Here is a 19,128-nt window from a genome sequence, read left to right as displayed (position 1 = left end):
CCCAACCATGTCAGAACAACCCATTTTTTACAATCGCATTGTTGATAAAGGTCAGTTAAAGAAGCTGATTGCTTGGGCATATCGACAATATGGGAGCTCTCGCTGCTCCGTGGTCGCGGACGAGTTGAAAAATATGGGCTTCCGCTATGCCACTCGTGCAGGAGTATCTATCAGCGTAGACGACTTGCAAATTCCACCTATTAAGAAAGCCTTGCTCGCCGAAGCTGAAGCAGAAATTACCAAGACCGAAGAACGCTATCGGACGGGGAAAATTACGGAGGTGGAGCGCTTTCAAAAAACAATTGATACGTGGAATAGTACTTCGGAAGCCCTTAAAGATGAGGTTGTTCACAATTTTCGGGCAACTAATCCCCTCAACTCCGTTTATATGATGGCGTTTAGCGGGGCGCGGGGGAATTTGTCTCAGGTGCGTCAGTTGGTGGGGATGCGGGGTTTGATGGCAGATCCTCAAGGACAAATTATCGATCAGCCGATTAAAACGAATTTTCGTGAAGGGCTGACGGTGACGGAATATATTATTTCTTCCTATGGGGCGCGGAAAGGTTTAGTCGATACAGCACTGCGAACGGCGGATTCGGGCTATTTGACCCGCCGTTTGGTGGATGTGAGCCAAGATACGATCGTGCGAGAGTTTGATTGTGGCACCGATCGCGGTTTGGTTTTGGGTTCGATGATGGATGGCGATCGCGTTCTCATTCCTCTCGAAACCCGCTTATTCGGGCGGGTATTGGGAGAAGATGTGGTGGATCCGAAAACCGGAGAGATTGTTGCCAAACGCAATCAAGATATTGATGGCGCTCTCGCTAAAAAGATTGCCGAAACGGTGGAAGAAGTGACCCTGCGATCGCCTTTGACCTGTGAAGCCGCACGGAGTTGCTGTCAACATTGTTACGGCTGGAGTTTAGCTCACGGCAAAATGGTCGATCTCGGAGAAGCGATCGGGATTATTGCAGCACAGTCCATCGGAGAACCCGGCACCCAATTAACCATGCGGACATTCCACACCGGGGGTGTTTTTACCGGGGAAGTGGCGCGGAGTTTTAAAGCCGATCGCAAAGGGACGATTGAATTCGACAAAAAACTGCGGACGCGGGGAGTGCGAACCCGTCACGGAGACGACCTCGAACAGGTAGAAGTGGGTGGAAAGGTATTGGTGGTGGGGGACAATGGCAAATCCAAGGGCTATGACCTTCTCCCCGGCACTCTCATTCACGTTCCCAAAGGGGTCACTGTCGAGAAAGGGCAGTTATTGGCCGAGGTTCCGTTGGTAAAGCGGCGATCGACAGAGAAGGCCACCAAAGATGTTGCCTCAGATTTGTCTGGAGAAGTCTTATTTGCGGGGTTGATCGCCGAAGAAAAACAAGATCGCCAAGGCAATATTACCCATATCGCCCAACGGGGGGGGCTGATGTGGGTGCTGTCGGGAGCCGTCTATAATTTGCTGCCTGGGGCGGAACCCGTGGTGAAGAATGGCGATCGCGTAACAGAAGGAGATGTTTTAGCGCAAACCTTGTTGCGAACCGCTCACGGCGGTGTCGTCCGCTTGCAAGAAAACAGTCGGGAAATTGAGATCGTTACGGCGGCAGTTTCTTTGGATCGGGCGATCGTCAAGCGAGAAACAACCGGAGGACGAGAGCAGTACATTATCGAGACGGCATCGGATCAAAGGTTTTTATTAAAAGCCACTCCGGGAACCAAAGTTCTGGAACATCAGGTAGTTGGTGAACTCCTCGACGATCGCTATCGCACGGAAATGGGCGGGCTAATCAAATATGCGGGAGTCGAAGTCGGTAAGAGTCGCGGCAAAAAACAAGGCTATGAAGTTTTAAAAGGCGGCACCCTCGTTTGGATTCCCGAAGAATGCCACGAAGTCAATAAGGATATTTCCCTGCTCATCGTGGAAGAAGGCCAGTATATCGATGCCGGCACTGAAGTTGTCAAAGATATTTTCTCCCAGTCGTCCGGCATTGTGGAGGTAGTGCAGAAGAATGATATTTTGCGCGAGATTGCCATTAAGCCGGGTGATTTGCACTTGCTCGAAGAACCCCCTCTGATTGAAGCTGATGGCGTATTACTCTCCCCCGGTACGGAAATCCTCCCCGGATTGATCCTCGATACCTTGAAGTATGGGGAATACGTGGATACTCCCGAAGGCATGGCGCTGCTCTTGCGTCCGGTGGTGGAATATACCGTAGAAGATTCTCCCTTGGTGCCGTCTCAATCTATTGATAAGGGAGGCGGACCAAAAATTTCCTTGCGAGCAGTACAGCGTCTTTTTTATAAAGATGGCGAACGGGTTAAATCCGTGGATGGCGTGGAGTTGTTGGGAACTCAATTGGTTTTCGAGATTGATGCTGCTGAAAGTGTTGGTGCCGACGGCGGTTTAAGCGCCGATATTGAATTGATTTCTCTGTCAACCCATGAAGAAGAAATCGCGCCAAACGAAGAAGAAACAACTCTTGACGAAGAAGGAGTCCAACCCACCATCATCAAGGAATATCAGTTACAGATCGTGATTTTGGAATCCCTGACCATTCGCCGAGATGTGGAAGGGGATGCAACCAGTGGCGGCATGAAAACGCGGCTGGAGGTTGCTGATGGCGATGAAATTGCCAAAGGGGCAGTGGTTGCCAAAACAGAGATTCAATGTAAGGAAACAGGGGAAGTGCGCGGGATTGCGACAGGAGTTGAAGCCGTTCGTCGGATTCTCGTGGTGCGGGAACGCGATCGCTTTGAGGTGTCTTACACGGGAGAACCATTGGTCTCTGTGGGAGATTTACTCGTGTCGGGTAGCGAGATTACCGACGGAGTGCCTCTGGATCGGTCGGGACAAGCGATCTCCGTAGAAGATGGCAAAATGATTTTCCGGGTGGCGCGTCCTTACCGCGTTTCCTCGGGGGCGCTCTTGCAAGTGGGGGATAGCGACTTGGTACAACGGGGGGATAATTTGGTGCTGCTGGTGTTCGAGCGATCGAAAACTGGGGACATCATTCAAGGTCTACCTCGGATTGAGGAACTCCTAGAAGCGCGACGACCGAAAGATGCTTGCGTTTTGGCCAAGCGATCGGGAACGGCACAGGTGATTTATGGAGCGGATGAAACCGTGGAAGTGAAGGTGATCGAACCCGATGGTACGATCTCAGAATACCCCTTGAATCCCGGGCAATCGGTGATGGTGGCTGACGAACAAAATGTGAAAGTTGCAGAACACCTGACCGATGGCTTGGCCAACCCTCACGAGATTTTAGAGTGCTTTTTCGAGTACTATCGCGACGAAAAGGGCATTTACGAAGCCGCACTCTATGCGTTGCAGCAAGTTCAGCGCTTTTTACTGGAAGGGGTACAAGGGGTGTATCAATCCCAAGGTATCGATATTTCCGATAAACATATCGAAACCATCGTGCGCCAGATGACTTCTAAAGTGCGGATCGATGACGGCGGCGATACCACCATGCTACCCGGAGAATTAATCGAGTTGCGTCAGGTGGAACAAGTGAATGATGCTATGGGCATTACCGGTGGCGCTCCGGCTCGCTATACTCCTGTTTTATTGGGGATTACCAAGGCTTCTCTCAATACCGATAGCTTTATTTCTGCAGCCAGTTTCCAAGAAACCACGCGGGTACTGACGGAAGCGGCGATCGAAGGGAAGTCAGATTGGCTGCGAGGATTGAAAGAGAACGTTATTATCGGGCGGCTGATTCCGGCAGGGACGGGATTTAATACCCATGAAGATTTACCTGTGGGGAATAACAACATGGATTGGGGTTCGTCGAACTTTAACGATCGCAGTTTCGACTCATCCCCCCACTCGGGACGGCAAGACCCGGGCAATGCAGAGATCAAAACGCCTCGAGGTGGACGGGGTAATGGCAGCGTATCGACCATTCAGAATGCTGCGGGGAATACTGCCATTGGGGATACTTCTGGCATTGTCTTAGAGGAAGAAATCTTAGCGGAAGCTCCGGAATCCTCCTCTCCTTCTGCAATTGACCCAGAGGCGACAAGTTTATCGGCAGAAATGAATGCTCCGACAACCGATGCCACATTGGATGCCGGCGATCGCTATGGAGATGATCCTTTGCGTTCGCGGCGCGGAGAATATGAAGACGATCTCCTCGACGACCAAACGGCTCGTTCCTACGGCTTAGATTACGCGATCCTCCCTGATGAAAACGCAGATGACGATTTAGCGAAGGGTAAAGCGGAGAGCGAGCCAACCTCGGAAGAGCTTGACGAAGCGAGCGAAGAAAATGAGGCTGAAGAACAGATCGATAATTCTTTTAATGAGGAGGAATAAAGTGCAAGAAGAAGAGCAGGAAAGAAAACGAGAGCAAACAGGGAAACCGAGCAATCGCTCTCTTGTTTCCTCATCTTCTGAATTCTCTAATGCTCGCGAGATCGCTAAGGTTGTTGAAGCAAGTCCCTCGACTTCCCTCAACAACCATCCCGAACGCCATCACGTTCACAATGCCGAGTCCCAACGTCGCATTCTCAACCGCCTATCCCGGATTGAGGGTCACGTGCGGGGAATTAAGACAATGGTACAAAATGATACGTATTGTCCCGAGGTTTTAATTCAAATTGCGGCAGTACGGGGCGCTCTCGATCGCGTGGCGAGATTAATTCTCGACGAGCATTTAAGCGAATGCGTGACGCGGGCGGCAAAAGCGGGCAATATCGAAGCGGAGTTGCAAGAACTCAAGGAAATTTTGGATCGTTTTTTGCCGTAGGGACGTTAAATTTAATGTCTGTATATATCCGTACAGAATTGTTATTGGTTATTTGGAGGCTCGAGCAGTTTGAAGCGATACGTCCTGCGAACGCAAAAAGCGCAGTTGAGGGATGCTGAATTTAATTCAGCATCCCTCGATCCAGAAAAGAGACATTTGCCTTTACGGTTAGCACGCCATCGGTTCAATGTCTTGAGCGAGATGGCTTTGGGATTGGCTTTGGCGATCGCCCTCTCGGCTTTATTTGCTAAGTCTGGCGGAACCCAAGAAGTAGGTACTGTAGGAACATTGCAGGCAACGTCCTTACAGTGGTGGCAGGCTTTGATCTTGGGCATGGTACAGGGGTTAACCGAGTTTATTCCTATTAGCAGTACGGCGCATTTGAAGGTTGTTCCTGTGATGCTGGGTTGGGGAGATCCGGGGGTAACTTTTGCCGCGACGATTCAGTTAGGCAGCATTGGGGCGGTGTTGTGGTACTTTTGGCAAGATATTGTCGAGTTAACTCGAGGCGCGATCGCGGCGATTCGCAAGAAAGATTATCAAGCAACAGAGTTTCGCATTGCTTTGGGAATTGCCGTGGGAACTTTGCCGATCGTTGCCTGCGGGTTGTTATTGAAAAAATTAGTCCCAGATTTGGATAATTCTCCCATACGCAGCCTGACAGCGATCGCGATCGCGTCTATTGTTATGGGAATTCTCTTGGGATTGGCAGAAAACTGGGGTCGCCGCTTGCGGGATTTTCAACATTTGAATGCGCGGGATGGCATTTTGATGGGGGTAGCGCAGGCTTTGGCACTCATGCCGGGGGTATCGCGATCGGGGTCTACAATTACGGCAGGGTTATTTATGGGGTTGGAACGAGCAACGGCGGCACGATTCTCGTTTTTGTTAGGAATTCCTGCGATTACTTTAGCGGGATTGGTTCAGTTCAAAACTGACGTTCTTGATGTGACGGTGAGTAATAGCGAACTCTGGGCGCTTTTGGTGGGAACGATTTCTGCAGCTATTTTTTCCTATGGCGCGATCGCTTGGTTGATCGAATACCTGCAAAAACAAAGCACATGGGTTTTTGTCTGGTATCGCCTCCTCTTTGGCGGTTTAATTTTAGGAGGGGTTGCTTTAAATTTGTTTTAAGCAAAGTTAAATTTGTAATTGCATCCTTAGCCAGATATGTTGTTCATTGTTCATTAACATGGAATCTCCCCAACCTAAGAAATCAAGTAATATTTGGAAATGGATCGCCCTCGGTTGTGGCGGAGTAACACTCGTAGGACTTATGGCGATCGCCGGCTTTATTTATGTTCTCAGTCGTAACATTAATTTTTCCCTCAATCCCGAACAAGCCCGAGAAAACGTACAAAGTTTGTTTGCTTATGAAATTCCGGGAGGCGATCGCGGAGTGCTTGCGCTCAATATGTTTGGTCTGGAAATGTCGCAAGTCTCCGATCTCAGCGATCCTCCCAGTGTATTCTTAACCGTAGGACAAGTTCCATTCGACTGGGGTGACGAAGAGCGAGCAGCATTTCAAGATGGTTTTGAAGAATCTTTCTTTAGTCAAGAAACCGTTGAATATAATATTACTTCCGAACGCAGCGAAGAGAAAAATCTCTGCGAGCAAACGGTTAATATATCTGTTTCTGAAGGAACGATGACTGTGGGAGAGAATGCAGTCACCCTGCCAGCGATCGCTTATACCGCAACTGTAAATTATAATGGCAGCGAGCGCTTTATTTCTTTGGTGACGAATGGCGAAACTGCTAGCGAAACGATTGAATCTATTTTTGATTCTTTAGACTGCCGATAATCATGTTTTCCTTGATGAGTTTATGGTGCTACTTCAACCTGCTCGTATTACGACTGTTCATCCTCATTCCATTGGCGAAGAAATCGGTTTTGAACCGGGAGATGCGATCGCGTCTATCAATGGTGTTAAACCCAGAGATTTAATTGATTATCGCTTTCTTTGCAGTGATGAAATTTTAGAATTAGAAGTTATTGATGCTTCAGGAAAATTGCATCAGATTGAAATTGAAAAAGATTATGATGACGATCTGGGATTGGAGTTTGAAACAGCGCTTTTTGATGGGTTAATCCAATGTAATAATAATTGTCCGTTTTGTTTTATCGATCAGCAGCCTTCCGGAAAACGAAAAAGTTTATATTTTAAAGATGATGATTATCGCCTCAGTTTTCTTTATGGCAGTTATTTAACGCTGACTAATTTACCTCCTAAAGAATGGGAACGCATTGAACAAATGCGCCTTTCTCCTTTATATGTTTCCGTTCATGCGACAGAACCCGATTTAAGAATTCGATTATTAAAAAATCCTCGTGCGGGACAAATTCTAGAACAATTTCGCTGGTTTCAAGAGCGACGCTTGCAAGTTCACGCTCAAGTTGTGGTTTGCCCCGGAATCAATGATGGAACTCATCTCGAACAAACTTTAACCGATCTCGCTGCTTTTCATCAAGGTGATATTCCTACGGTTATTTCTGCTGCGGTCGTTCCCGTGGGTTTAACTCGCTTTCGTCCCGATCGCGACGAATTGACCCCGGTAACTCCGGAAAAAGCGAGAGAAACTATCATATTAGTTCAGAAATTACAAGCGAAATTTAGACAATCTTTAGGAACGACTTTTGCATGGTTAGCTGATGAATGGTTTTTAATTGCTCGGGAAGAGCTACCCGAAGAAACTCATTACGAAGATTACCCGCAAATTGGTAATGGTGTCGGTTCTATTCGTCAATTTATTAAAGAATTTCAAGCCTTAGCTGGGGAAATTTTACCACAAAAACTATCCTCTGCGCGATCTTATACTTGGGTGGTCGGTAATGCGGTAGAATTAGCATTTCAACCTTTAGTCGAGCAATTAAACGCTGTTGAAGGATTGGCAATAAAACTTGCGGCTTTAAAGAGCGATTATTGGGGACAAGAAATCACGGTTACGGGATTATTGACGGGGCAAGATTTGATTGCGGGATTATCAGAAAAAGAGTTAGGAGAAGTAATTTTATTACCCTCTCTCATGCTCAAACATGATGACACGAGATTTCTCGACGATTTAACGGTACAAGAGGTATCAGAACAGTTAAATACGCCAATTATTCCCGTTACAGGCATTGAAAAATTATTGCAAATCTGTATATCAGGTTAGAACTCACGCAATTTTCAAGGAAAGAAATGTTATAGCGATCGCACTTTTTGATTTTCTGTTTGATTTAAAGTACACTTGTTCTTAGGTATTCTCTTTTCTTTTGCTCATGGTTCAGCTTCAACCGTCCTACCCCAAGCAGAAAAACTCGTCCTCAACCTCTCCAGAGGAAGGGAGTCTGCCGACAATGTACGACTTGCCCAGTGAAGACCCGGAGGAACCCGGTTTGCCAGACGAATTTCACGATTTTCAACCGGATTTGTTGAAAAAGACTTGTCAATCTCCTCACTATCCTCGAGAAGATTATTTTAGTGCTAGCGATCTCAATCTCTACTACGATCGCGAACATACTCAGTGGTATAAGAGACCGGATTGGTTTTTAGTTTTAGGTGCGAGACGTAGCAGCAATCAACAGGAATTGCGCTTGAGTTATGTTATTTGGCAAGAGCGGGTCAGTCCGTTTTTGGTGGTGGAATTGGCTTCTCCGGGTACGGAAAATGAAGATTTGGGCAGGACAGAACGGAAGGAGGAAACGAGACCGACGAAATGGGAGGTTTATGAGGAAATTTTGCAAGTTCCCTATTATGTTATCTATGACCGTTATGAAAATCAGTTTCGCGGCTTTGCTTTACAGTCGGGAAAATACGAGGCATTGGAGCTATCTGAGGGCAGATTATGGTTAGAAGAGTTAGGGTTGGGTTTGGGTTTGTGGCAGGGAAGTTATGAGGGAGTAGAAGGGCTATGGTTGCGCTTTTACGATCGCCTTGGTAATTGGATTCCTACACCCGACGAACGAGCCGATCGCGAACAACAACGAGCGATAATGGCTGAAGATGAACGCGATCGCGAACAACAACGAGCGATAATGGCTGAAGATGAACGCGATCGCGAACGACAACAGAGAGAACGTATCGAATCCGATTTGCAAAAGCTGCGGGAAAAACTCCGAGAGTTGAATATCGATCCCGATTCTATGTCTTAATGCGATCGCATTAGGACATGACGAGGTTCAGGCGATCGCCAGAGAATGAGAGAACCGAGACACTCTTCGGCTTACCTACCAAGCGCCCCAGTTCGGTTTTATTTTTGGTATGCCGTTACCAGCATCGCAGGATCGGGCTGGACTCTTCCAATACACCCTCGACAAATTCCCATCTGCCGACTCTGGTAGCGAAGAGTGCTCTCGACGACGCACGCAACACGAAAACCGATGTTATTGTTGTTGTCTTCGCGCCCGTTGTTGTTGCGAATGGCAGAGCGGCAGTTATTCGGGTTGTTGTTCCACGAACCGCCCCGCAGTCGGGTTCGCCAGACCCTTCTCTAGCTCCTCGCAAAAACGAGGTTACTAAATATCTGTTTTTTGAGTTGCCAAGTGTCGCCGCGATCTAAATGTGCGATCCAACTACTTAAAGATTGCTTGACCTCCGGCCAGTCAATTTTACCACTTGCATAGTCGGTTTGTAGCTTAACGAGTCGCCTCCTGCCTCGGTGCAAGTTGCTATTTCTAACGCGAATGCGATCGGGTAATACGCGAAATCCTAAGAAATTTGCGCCGAATTTTGTGGGCAATAATTGACTTTTTCGGGGATGGAGTTTTAATCTCAGATCGATTAAATATTCGGCAATTTTCTCTTTGGCTCGAGCGAGAAATTCGCGATCGTTGGAGAAGAGTGCAAAGTCATCAACATAGCGCACATATTGAGTTGCGTGTAAATTTTCTTGACAAAAATGGTCTAAGCCATTGAGATAAACATTAGCAAAGAATTGACTGGTTAAATTACCAATGGGCAATCCTCGCTTGCGTTCTAATGGCGTTAGCAATTCATCACCGGGAAAATACTCGATGACGGTTTCTTGTTCGTTGCTATTATTAATAATTGTCTCGATGAGCCAGAGGGTATCGGGACATTTTATTTTTCTGTGAATTAGGGTTTTGAGAATTTCGCGATCGATGGAGGGAAAATATTTCTTGATATCGCATTGGAGAATGTAGGGATTGGAACGACAAAAATAAATGAATTTTTTTAAGGCTTTATCTGTGCCGAATCCGGTTCGATTGGCGTAGGAATCATGGATAAAGGTACGTTCAAAAATAGGAGATATAATATTACAAAGGGCGTGATGGATGACTCTATCGCGGTAGGGTGCGGCGGAAATCAAGCGGCTTTTGGGGTCGTGAATGTGGAATGTGCGATACGCTCCGGGATGATAGGTTTTATCTTTAAGTTCTTGTTGGATTTGAAACAGTTCTTTTTCTAAATTAAAATTAAATTCGAGGACGCTATCGCGAAATCGCTTGCCTATTTGTGCGGCACGAGAGGCAAATAGGAGATTGTCGAATTCAAGGATTTTCGGGTAAAGATTGCCGTAACGTTTCATGGGAATTCTGGGTTTTCGGTTTGATCGGTTGATTTTCTCTCCCGCGTTGATTCTTAATCCAATTTCCCAATTCTTGACCGACTTCGTTAATGAGTTTGCTAGAATATTCGTAACGCTTGAGAGAAATTAAGTTGAAATCTAAGAGCAGTCGATTTTGATGTCGAAGAATGGCTAATTCGGTATTGACTTCTTCGAGTCGTGTGAGTTTTCTTTTGGCAAATTTAGCCCGAATTAATCCCTCTAAGATTTCGTAGAGTCGATCGATTATCCGATCTCCAAGGGTGAATTTATGGGTTTTGGGAAATCGGGTTATAATGGGGACATACCAAACAATCAGATCGTAACATTTTTGGATGACGGATAGCTCTTTCATTTCTCTTAATGAAAATTAACATTCGCAAAAATTAACATTAATCCAATTTTCTCTCAAAACTCGATCCGCCTGACGGCGGAAAAGAAAAGAAGAAAAAAAGAGAAGAAGGGAAAAAGGGTAACAAGGGTTAAGAGGGAAAAAGGTTAAAGAGTCCTCTCGACGACGCACGCAACACGAAAACCGATGCTATAGGTGTCGTCTTCGCGCCCGTTGTTGACGCGAATGGCAGAGCGGCAGTCATTCGGGTAGGTGTACCACGAACCGCCCCGCAGTACGATGCGATCGCTCTTTTTCCGCGTTTGAGAATGATTATCATTCTCATTTCCCCATATACTCCCATCAGTAGGAGCATTGATATAATTGTCATGCCAATCATCCGCACACCACTCCCAGACATTACCGTGCATATCGTACAACCCAAAGGCATTCGGGGGAAAACTTTCAACGGGAGTTGTTTCTTGTCGATATTTCCCTTTAGGTTCATTAGCATAGGTTTCACTGGCGCGATAATTTGCCAATTCTTCCGTCATCGTATCGCCAAAGGAAAACGGGGTCATTGTTCCCGCACGGCAAGCATACTCCCACTCTGCCTCACTCGGAAGCCGATATTCTCGCCCCGTCAGCCTTGATAGCCGATCGCAGAATTCCACTGCCTCATACCAGTTAATTTGCTCCACAGGACGGCGATCGCCCTTAAAATGCGAAGGATTGGGGTTGAGATCGAGATTGATTTTCTCGAGGGAGGCGATCTCTCGCCATTGCGCTTGAGTCACGGGAGTTTTACCCATCAAGAAAGGTTGTACGGTAACTTCATGTTGGGGTTTTTCCCGTCTATATCCCTCCCAACCAAACTTTTTAACCAGTCGCTCGATCTCCTCATCTTCCGTCCCCATGAGGAATTTACCCCCCAGAATAGGGATAGTTTCCAAAATGACATCTTTACTCAACTGTTCGGTAACAGGCTGACTGTAGCCCCGTTTTTGGCCGATAGTTTGCCCTTTGGCATCGACGGTAACGGTATCAAAGCTCAGCAAAGATCGAACAGGAGTTTTAACGACTTGAATTCCCCTATCTCGGTCAGCATTCGCACCAATATACCAACCGTCACGTTGTGAATTTACCGGATAACTTTTTGCCTCAGCAGCAGTGGGCAAGCGATAATACATCTCCGTCCCTTCCTCAATATTCACCCGCGCCACAAAACTCAACCAACCGCAAAATCCGATCGCATCCTGCCAACTGATACCCGTTGCGGGTTGCGCCACCTCGTAGCCTTCTCCCCGCTCATAATCCTCAGCATAAAGCCAATATTCGACGCGACTGATATACTGTTGCGAAATTTCGCGATCTTCGTCAATTCGCAGTAACTTGCTTAACTCCTGCGAGAGCTTCACTCGTGCCGCTAAGGAGGCGATTTCCGGTTCGGGAGACTCCAATCCCTTTTCTAGCTTATCTTCTAATTGTTTCCGAACTTCCGGCCGAACTCGCAAGCATTCCTCCTTACAATCAAGCGCCAGTTTTAACGCCTTAATATTGGCATTATCATCGCCTAACACTGCCAGAATGAGCGCCGTTGCATCGCTTTGTGCGGCGTAAAGGCGGATGGTTTCCTCCCACCATCCTTCCCCCATGCGTGCTGTTAAAATCTGCTCTTGGTTCGACTCCTTGATCTGTGCCGCCGCTAAATACTCCTGAAAACTCTTGTGAGCAAATTCATAAATCCCGCTCTCTCGTTCCACTAATAACCCGCTTTCCGTTTCAATGCTCTCCAAAAACGCCTCGGGAGTGATGCGATCGCCTGCCACCTGCAACAACTCATTTTCAATAAAATTACTGCCTTTCTCGAGGGTAAATTCGCGAGTATTGCCCTGCATCAACGCCAACGCCAGCACCTGTATTACCGCTTTCCGTTGTTCCGCCGTCAACTGTCCGGCGATCCCCTTCGCTTCTCGCCGTCGTCCCAACAAAACATCGCAGATTTCCCCATACAATTCTACCCGCCGCCCCGGTAAAGCACCGCGATAACAGTGAACCGTGGCGATCATCGTTAATAACAGAGGATTGAGTGCCATTGCTGCGAGAGAGGGGGTGTTGCGAATGCGCTGTATCAGATCCTCCGCTTGCTTTTGCGCTTTTTCTCGCACCCCGGGATCGTCTTTCCCTTGGCGACTCATGATTTCCCGTTGCAGGTACCAATTATGAATAAACTCCTGCATCTGGCGCAGATCGAAGGGTTGTACCTCTAAAACATTGACCTTCTCTATAGGACAATCCTTAAAACCAAAGGGACGCGAAGTCAGGATAAAACGTACCTCGGGATAGTCTCGAATTTGCTGAGAAACCCAACGACTCACATTCTGGCGTTGTTTTTTGTCCGCCACTTCATCGAGTCCGTCAAATAAAACCAAACATCCCCCACAGCGCAAGCAATCCTCAAACCATTGCGGCGGCGGGTTGAGTTTTTTGATAAAGTCCTGCTGTTCGATGAGAGTGGCTAAATTTGGCTCACCTGTCGCAATCTCCTCCCACACATCCCGCAGATATATCGGAATGGGAATCAATGCGGGGACGTTTTTATTTTTCTGCTTCTGCTTCCTTTGGGCATAAACGAGAGTGAGATGTTCTAAAAGCGTTGTTTTGCCCGATCCCGGCGCACCCAGTATCGCCATACTGGGAAAAACGGGTTCGCGATCGCGCATTGCTGCCAAAAAAGTCCAAATGCGATCGCCCGAGGCAACTGGATTTTTGCCAATCATAGTTGAAGAAATGCGATTGGCTTCCTTATTGGCAACTTTTAGAGGCACGAAAACTTTTTCTAAATCTAGAGTAAAAGGTCCTTTGGTTTTCAATCCTTGGGTTTGATAGTCGCGACAAAGATAAATTAAACTCTGATAATATTCATCTTTAAATCTTCGGCGCTCAGTATCAAGAGCGCTATCTACATTATCGGTCAGATTTTTGGCCAATCCTTCGCCTCTTTGATTTGCCCAGTCTTGGAAGTGTTTCATAAAACCTTCTCTAAAACTGCTCAGAATGGTAAATCCTCCGGTAAGCGCTCCTGCGATCGCGGCTTTAGAGATTTCATTATTAATCAGGAAAACAAGAGATGAAAAGCCACTCACTCCAGCCAACGCTTTAATTGCAAGATCGATCAATCGTTCTTCAAGCGGCTTTTTGGGAGGTTGCGGCGAAGGCTGAATCATGGAAGATTGTAAAAGGAGTCAATTTCCTTTCAATATTAACTCTATTCCACCAAGAAGTAATACCAAAATTCGAGGACAATTAGAGAAGCGCGATCGCTCATCTCACTTGATGCAATTACGGTATGCTATAGATAGCTTTTGAGAAAAATTGGCAGCAAATTATCGTGGCAACATCAATCAATCTCGATTCACTCATCATTACCGATCCCAAACTGCGATCGGGTCGTCCTATTATTGCAGGAACAGGAACATCTGTACGTCGAGTGGCAGCATTATACAATCAGGGGAATAGTGCAGAAGAAATTGCTCGCAGACTCGATCATTTAACGATCACTCATATCTATGCTGCTTTAACGTACTATCATGCTAATCGAGAAGAGATTGACGAAGATTTAGCAGAGGAAGAAAAGGCTTATAACGCATTAGCAGAACTTCACTACAAAAAGCAAAAACAATGACTATTATTCGTCTTTATCTCGATGAAGACACAATGGATTCTGCGTTAAGAGAAGCATTAAGACTGCGTAATGTGGATGTTTTGACTACTGCGGAAGCCGGAAATTTGTCCTGTAGCGATGAAGAGCAACTACAATGGGCGTTAGAAAATCAGCGAGTCATTTATAGTTTCAATGCAAGAGATTTTTATAGATTGGATGGCACTTTAATCGCACGAGAACAATCTCATGGGGGAATTATTTTAGGACAGCAAAGCTATTCCATTGGCGAGCAAATGCGCCGTCTCCTAAGATTGATTGCGACACGATCGCAAGCAGAAATGCAAAATCAAATTGAGTTTTTGAGTGCTTGGGGAGAAGAATAGCGATCGCACTTCCCCGGAAAATGAGAGAAATGCGATCGCTATTCATAATCCCAGCCATACTATAATGAGATGTAGGATTTCATGTGATTACTCTCTCGCCGAAAGTCGATAATGCCAGTTTTCACTATTCATGGAACCGACCCAAATTTTATAGATTCCAGCTTTCCAGTCTGTATCGCGAATGGCAGCATCTTCACCGGATCCGCCGTTATCGCCACAGCGAAATTGTTTGGCAGGATCGGGTCCTTGAATCACGAGAGTGGTATCTTCACCGCCACTATGAATACTGAGGGTTAATTCGGATATATCTTCTGTGAGTTCCATAATGTGATCCGGAAGTTGAGAACCAAACCCCATACAGGAATTGCCTTGATAGTCTCGGGCGGATAAATTACTGGCTAAATCGTAAATTCCCCCCGTATTGCCCGTAACGGTTGCATCGGTGCGATCGAACCCTCGGGCGAGATTCAAGGGATCGAAGTTGGCGTTTTGCGCTAAAACAGGAACGGCAGTTAAAGCGACAATAATGGGAATCAAAAAATGATAGCGATTAATGTGGAACATGAGAACTTCCCCTTTACAAACTCGGCAAGATCGAACCCGATCGCTGAAGTATTGCTTTTAATATTGGGGTGGTTGGGCGAGACTATTCTGATACCGAACTACCCGCGATCGCAATTCTGTTCGATCTTTATCCTTCTATTTTAATTTATTCCCAAAAATAAAATCAATCCTAGGGACAGTGCTGGTTTTGACACAGGTGAAACGATCGCAATTTCGTTAATTTTTATAACATTCCCCTCTGGTGAAAAGTAAAGTTTTATGTTAGAACGGGCAAAATAACGATTGAGTCCTATGCCTGCGATCGCGTTACTCGGTTTAATTCTTATCCTCAATTGGATTTTTGAATATTTGGGGATCTTTTTTCCTCTCGATGTTATCCACTTTCTCGGTTTTGCAGGGAAGTGGTGCGCGATCGCTGCGATCGCATTGGCTGTCGGGTGGTGTTTCGGCGATTAAATTGCAGCAATCGTATTGAAAGCTACTGACTTCCCTGAAAAATAATGATTAAAAGAGTGCAGTTCATTGAAACTCCCGAACAATATTTTACCCATCTTTAACAATGCCTGAATCTTCTCAATATTTGGACGTTTTTGCTCCCCGAGTTCGCCCTTTACTAGAGAAAATTTATCCAGAAGAAAATATAGAACAACTTATTGAGAAACTATTTGCTCTCATTCAACCTTATTGTTCTCAATCCATTGAAGAAAATCTCAATAAATGGAGTGAAAATACAGTGATGCTGATCGTTTACGGCGATAGTATCATCAATGCTCAGAAATCAGAAAGCCCTCTTGTTATCTTAAATCGATTCCTCAAAACCTATTTAATTGATGCAATTACAAGCGTTCATATTTTACCATTTTGTCCCTATAGTTCCGATGATGGCTTTTCTGTGATTGACTATCTCGCCGTGAATTCCGAACTGGGAACATGGAAAGATATCGCGCAAATTTCAGATAGTTTTGAGTTAATGTTTGATTTAGTTCTCAATCATATTTCGAGTGAAAGTGAATGGTTCAAACAATTTAAGCAAGGAAAAGAACCCGGATGTCACTATTTTATTGAAGCCGATCCAGCGACGGATATTTCCCAAGTTGTACGCCCTCGCACCAACCCGCTATTAATGAAAGTTGTAACAGTTTCTGGGGAAAAGTATGTTTGGGCAACCTTTAGTCACGATCAAATCGATCTAAATTTTGCTAATCCAGAAATTTTATTAGAATTTGTTAAAATTATTTTATTTTATATCAAAGTAGGGGCAAAATACTTACGTTTGGATGCAGTGGCTTATTTATGGAAACAACTTGAAACGCCCTGCATTCATCTTTTCCAAACTCATGCTTTAATTCGAGTGTTGCGAGAAGTCTTGCAAATGGTCGATCCTAATGTTGCTTTACTGACTGAAACAAATGTGCCAAACCGAGAAAATTTAAGCTATTTTGGCAATCGGAATGAGGCACACATGATTTATAACTTCAGCTTGCCTCCTTTAGTTCTTCATGCCCTTTTACAAGGCAAATCAGACTATTTAAAAACATGGATGATGAGTATGCCTCCAGCACCGTTGGGGTGTGCTTATTTTAACTTTCTTTCCTCTCATGATGGTATCGGCTTGCGTCCGGCGGAAGGCTTGCTTTCTGATGATGAATTTCAAGGGGTTGTCGAAACCATTAAGAAGTTTGGCGGCGAGATTGGTTATCGCACGAAATCCGATGGAAGTAAGGGTCCCTATGAGGCAAACATTACCTATTTTGATGCGTTAAAAGGGACGATCGCGGGAGAAGATGAATGGCAAATTCAGCGTTTTATCTGCGCTCATACGATTATGATGTCCTTAGAAGGAATTCCGGCGTTTTATATTCATAGTTTACTCGCCACTCCCAATGATTATGAAGGCATGAAACGCACGGGAAGGCGGCGATCGATTAATCGCCATCGTTGGGATGAAGAGAAATTAAAACAATTGCTGGAGAATCCTAATTCTGCGAATGCGATCGTGTTGGCAGAATTATCCCGACTCATTCAAATTCGTCGCCGTCAGTCGGCGTTTCATCCCAATGCAACTCAATATACCTTACATCCTCTCAATAAGGCTTTATTCGTCTTTTGGCGGCAAAGTATGGCACGAGATCAGAGTATTTTCTCTATTCATAATTTAAGCGATCGCAAACAAGTTCTCGAACTCTCGACTTTAAATTTAGTATTGATCGATCCGTGGTGCGATCTGATTAGCGATAAGCTTATTAATGATATTAGCGAAGAGTTCATTTTAGAACCCTATCAATCTGCATGGATTACTAATAAGTTTTAGCCCGTAGGGTGCAGTTAGCGAAGCGTAACGCACCTCAATTCGTCGATCCGTCAGGGATTAAAAATCCCTTCTTACTTGGTTGGATAAGCTGAGGAAACCTACTCCCTCCGGGAACGCTTCGCGAACAGCATCCCCCAAGCGCTGTCTCATACGAAAAATCCATTGAAATAGATTGGGGAATGCTGCGATCGCACTCTTCAAAAAATGCTAATATCTGAAGATAGCAATGGGAAATTCTGACAATGCGATCTTGATGCAATTCAGTTGCGAAAATGGTAGCCCTAAAAGAAAATTACCGCCTCACTCCAGAGGAATACTTAAAACTCGAAGAAACGAATCCTATCAAACACGAATACATTGATGGGAAAATCTACGCAATGGCAGGCACGACGGACAGTCATAATACTATTGCTTTAAACCTTGCCATTCTCATCCGCGATCGCCTTCGAGGTAACTCCTGTCGTGTTTATTTCGCCGATCTCAAGGTTAAAATTGAAACCAAAAATCGCTTTTATTATCCCGATCTACTCGTTACCTGCGATCCGCGCGATCGCAAAACTCCTAGCTATAAACACTTTCCCAAACTCATCATTGAAGTCCTTTCTCAGAGTACCGAAGCACGAGATCGCGGCGATAAATTCTACGATTATCAAAGTCTGGACACTCTCGAAGAATATATTCTCATTAATAGCCAAGATCGACGAGTCGAAATTTTTCAACGACAAGAACATGAGGGCTGGTATTTGACGACCCACAATAGTGAAAATCCTAGTTTTACTATAAGTAGTATCGATCTAGAAATAGATATTAATGATATTTATGAGGATGTTGAAATAGGAAATCTATAAAAGGCAATGCGATCGCTTTTCTTCTCTGTAACAAAAAGCGAAAGAAAGAAACTGTTTGAATTTAGAGTAAAGCGATCGCATAGCGTGGCTTTAGCCGTATCGCATTTCCTTTAAGACTGAGAGTAATCCCATTCTAAGGTAATACAAGAAATGGAAGCATTGCGATCGCAGTTGAAACGGATAAACAACAGAAGAGGTATTTGTGACAATACCTCTTCTGAAAATCTTATTTTGCGCGTTTGTGCTAGATTACCCCAATCTTAGCAGTAAGCGCTGATATCTTCGCCACATTCATCCGCCAAATAGCATAAAGCCCGAAACCGCAACCCTACCAATTGCTCGTAAAAGGGATTTAACTTGCACATAGGAGGAATATGGAAGAGCGTTTTCCCGAGAACCTGCACGTCCCGTTCAAATGGACACTGTGCGGGAATTAATTGGCACAGCAAGCGAGCAAAATCGGCATCTTTGACTTCCCAGTTATCAAGCCACATTTTAAGAGGTTGTAATGGGGCAAAGGTAATCTTAGGAAACTTGAATTTTGTGCGGATATTTTGTAGAGAAATTCCGGGCTTAGGGGTTGGAATGTATTCCGTACTCCAACTACTGAAAACAAATTGCTTGATTGTTGTTCTAGTTGCGTCAGTCATTGTTTTTTTCTGTTCTAACTAGGAGAACAGACTCGCTTAATTTTCACCTACAGACATCTAACTCGATATTCCGG

15 protein-coding genes and 3 pseudogenes are annotated in these 19,128 nt (G+C 45.3%); 11 read left to right on the top strand and 7 right to left on the bottom strand.

Annotated features, from left to right (window positions below; translation table 11 throughout):
- Positions 1 to 7: 7 nt before the first annotated feature.
- The 6 genes and pseudogenes from AC6RV6_RS23315 to AC6RV6_RS23290 all read left to right on the top strand — a co-directional run.
- Positions 8 to 3,874, top strand: a pseudogene (locus tag AC6RV6_RS23315) (DNA-directed RNA polymerase subunit beta'); the annotation flags it as partial.
- A gap of 547 nt (positions 3,875 to 4,421) precedes the next feature.
- Complete coding sequence (locus AC6RV6_RS23310; RefSeq protein WP_500243284.1) at positions 4,422 to 4,754, top strand: metal-sensitive transcriptional regulator; 333 nt, start codon at positions 4,422 to 4,424, stop codon at positions 4,752 to 4,754.
- Positions 4,755 to 4,955: 201 nt separating this feature from the next.
- Positions 4,956 to 5,888, top strand: a complete 933-nt coding sequence (locus AC6RV6_RS23305) for an undecaprenyl-diphosphate phosphatase (protein WP_500243283.1) — start codon at positions 4,956 to 4,958, stop codon at positions 5,886 to 5,888.
- A 58-nt stretch (positions 5,889 to 5,946) separates the two neighbouring features.
- The gene (locus AC6RV6_RS23300) at positions 5,947 to 6,558 is read left to right on the top strand and encodes a hypothetical protein (protein ID WP_500243275.1); all 612 of its coding nucleotides are present in this window, start codon (positions 5,947 to 5,949) and stop codon (positions 6,556 to 6,558) included.
- 22 nt (positions 6,559 to 6,580) lie between these two features.
- Complete coding sequence (locus tag AC6RV6_RS23295) at positions 6,581 to 7,909, top strand: TIGR03279 family radical SAM protein (protein ID WP_500243274.1); 1,329 nt, start codon at positions 6,581 to 6,583, stop codon at positions 7,907 to 7,909.
- A gap of 106 nt (positions 7,910 to 8,015) precedes the next feature.
- A complete protein-coding gene (locus tag AC6RV6_RS23290) occupies positions 8,016 to 8,888 on the top strand; it encodes a Uma2 family endonuclease (protein WP_500243273.1) in 873 nt (290 codons plus the stop codon).
- Between the two features lie 98 nt (positions 8,889 to 8,986).
- On the opposite strand, the gene AC6RV6_RS23285 is transcribed toward AC6RV6_RS23290, so the two are convergent.
- The 5 genes and pseudogenes from AC6RV6_RS23285 to AC6RV6_RS23265 form a co-directional block, all read right to left on the bottom strand.
- Complete coding sequence (locus AC6RV6_RS23285; RefSeq protein ID WP_500243282.1) at positions 8,987 to 9,205, bottom strand: SUMF1/EgtB/PvdO family nonheme iron enzyme; 219 nt, start codon at positions 9,203 to 9,205, stop codon at positions 8,987 to 8,989.
- A gap of 21 nt (positions 9,206 to 9,226) precedes the next feature.
- Positions 9,227 to 10,285, bottom strand: a complete 1,059-nt coding sequence (locus tag AC6RV6_RS23280) for a reverse transcriptase domain-containing protein (protein WP_500243272.1) — start codon at positions 10,283 to 10,285, stop codon at positions 9,227 to 9,229.
- A complete protein-coding gene (avd, locus tag AC6RV6_RS23275; RefSeq protein ID WP_500243271.1) occupies positions 10,248 to 10,658 on the bottom strand; it encodes a diversity-generating retroelement protein Avd in 411 nt (136 codons plus the stop codon). The genes AC6RV6_RS23280 and avd overlap by 38 nt, the downstream gene beginning before the upstream one ends.
- A 143-nt stretch (positions 10,659 to 10,801) precedes the next feature.
- Positions 10,802 to 11,695: pseudogene (locus AC6RV6_RS23270) on the bottom strand (formylglycine-generating enzyme family protein); the annotation flags it as partial.
- 645 nt (positions 11,696 to 12,340) lie between these two features.
- Positions 12,341 to 13,327, bottom strand: a pseudogene (locus AC6RV6_RS23265) (NACHT domain-containing protein); the annotation flags it as partial.
- Positions 13,328 to 14,025: 698 nt separating this feature from the next.
- On the opposite strand from AC6RV6_RS23265, the gene AC6RV6_RS23260 reads away from it, so the two are divergent.
- Complete coding sequence (locus tag AC6RV6_RS23260) at positions 14,026 to 14,319, top strand: DUF433 domain-containing protein (RefSeq protein ID WP_500243270.1); 294 nt, start codon at positions 14,026 to 14,028, stop codon at positions 14,317 to 14,319.
- A complete protein-coding gene (locus AC6RV6_RS23255; RefSeq protein ID WP_500243269.1) occupies positions 14,316 to 14,681 on the top strand; it encodes a DUF5615 family PIN-like protein in 366 nt (121 codons plus the stop codon). The genes AC6RV6_RS23260 and AC6RV6_RS23255 overlap by 4 nt, the downstream gene beginning before the upstream one ends.
- Before the next feature lie 87 nt (positions 14,682 to 14,768).
- Here the strand turns inward: AC6RV6_RS23255 and AC6RV6_RS23250 are convergent, their stop codons facing one another.
- Positions 14,769 to 15,245 carry a hypothetical protein gene (locus AC6RV6_RS23250; RefSeq protein WP_500243268.1) on the bottom strand — a complete coding sequence of 159 codons (477 nt, stop codon included), beginning with the start codon at positions 15,243 to 15,245 and terminating at the stop codon, positions 14,769 to 14,771.
- A gap of 282 nt (positions 15,246 to 15,527) precedes the next feature.
- Here AC6RV6_RS23250 and AC6RV6_RS23245 point away from each other — a divergent pair, with 282 nt between their 5' ends.
- From AC6RV6_RS23245 to AC6RV6_RS23235, 3 genes are all read left to right on the top strand, one after another.
- Positions 15,528 to 15,701: a hypothetical protein gene (locus AC6RV6_RS23245; RefSeq protein WP_500243267.1), complete on the top strand. Its 174-nt coding sequence runs from the start codon at positions 15,528 to 15,530 to the stop codon at positions 15,699 to 15,701.
- Between the two features lie 103 nt (positions 15,702 to 15,804).
- Positions 15,805 to 17,556 (top strand): sugar phosphorylase, encoded by a 1,752-nt coding sequence (locus AC6RV6_RS23240; protein ID WP_500243266.1) that lies wholly within the window; start codon positions 15,805 to 15,807, stop codon positions 17,554 to 17,556.
- A 272-nt stretch (positions 17,557 to 17,828) separates the two neighbouring features.
- Positions 17,829 to 18,404 (top strand): Uma2 family endonuclease, encoded by a 576-nt coding sequence (locus AC6RV6_RS23235; protein WP_500243265.1) that lies wholly within the window; start codon positions 17,829 to 17,831, stop codon positions 18,402 to 18,404.
- A gap of 260 nt (positions 18,405 to 18,664) precedes the next feature.
- Here the strand turns inward: AC6RV6_RS23235 and AC6RV6_RS23230 are convergent, their stop codons facing one another.
- Complete coding sequence (locus AC6RV6_RS23230; RefSeq protein WP_500243264.1) at positions 18,665 to 19,054, bottom strand: Mo-dependent nitrogenase C-terminal domain-containing protein; 390 nt, start codon at positions 19,052 to 19,054, stop codon at positions 18,665 to 18,667.
- Positions 19,055 to 19,128: the final 74 nt, after the last annotated feature.

Source organism: Spirulina sp. LEGE 11439 (genome assembly GCF_059821285.1).
This window is presented reverse-complemented; position numbering and strand designations above follow the sequence as displayed.

Excerpts from the sequence above, each read along its gene's own strand:
- AC6RV6_RS23240 (WP_500243266.1), top strand. The coding sequence starts at position 15,805 with ATGCCTGAATCTTCTCAATATTTGGACGTTTTTGCTCCCCGAGTTCGC.
- AC6RV6_RS23230 (WP_500243264.1), bottom strand. The coding sequence starts at position 19,054 with ATGACTGACGCAACTAGAACAACAATCAAGCAATTTGTTTTCAGTAGT.
- AC6RV6_RS23280 (WP_500243272.1), bottom strand. The coding sequence starts at position 10,285 with ATGAAACGTTACGGCAATCTTTACCCGAAAATCCTTGAATTCGACAAT.
- avd (WP_500243271.1), bottom strand. The coding sequence starts at position 10,658 with ATGAAAGAGCTATCCGTCATCCAAAAATGTTACGATCTGATTGTTTGG.
- AC6RV6_RS23295 (WP_500243274.1), top strand. The coding sequence starts at position 6,581 with ATGGTGCTACTTCAACCTGCTCGTATTACGACTGTTCATCCTCATTCC.
- AC6RV6_RS23300 (WP_500243275.1), top strand. The coding sequence starts at position 5,947 with ATGGAATCTCCCCAACCTAAGAAATCAAGTAATATTTGGAAATGGATC.
- AC6RV6_RS23305 (WP_500243283.1), top strand. The coding sequence starts at position 4,956 with ATGGCTTTGGGATTGGCTTTGGCGATCGCCCTCTCGGCTTTATTTGCT.
- AC6RV6_RS23235 (WP_500243265.1), top strand. The coding sequence starts at position 17,829 with ATGGTAGCCCTAAAAGAAAATTACCGCCTCACTCCAGAGGAATACTTA.
- AC6RV6_RS23255 (WP_500243269.1), top strand. The coding sequence starts at position 14,316 with ATGACTATTATTCGTCTTTATCTCGATGAAGACACAATGGATTCTGCG.
- AC6RV6_RS23250 (WP_500243268.1), bottom strand. The coding sequence starts at position 15,245 with ATGTTCCACATTAATCGCTATCATTTTTTGATTCCCATTATTGTCGCT.
- AC6RV6_RS23290 (WP_500243273.1), top strand. The coding sequence starts at position 8,016 with ATGGTTCAGCTTCAACCGTCCTACCCCAAGCAGAAAAACTCGTCCTCA.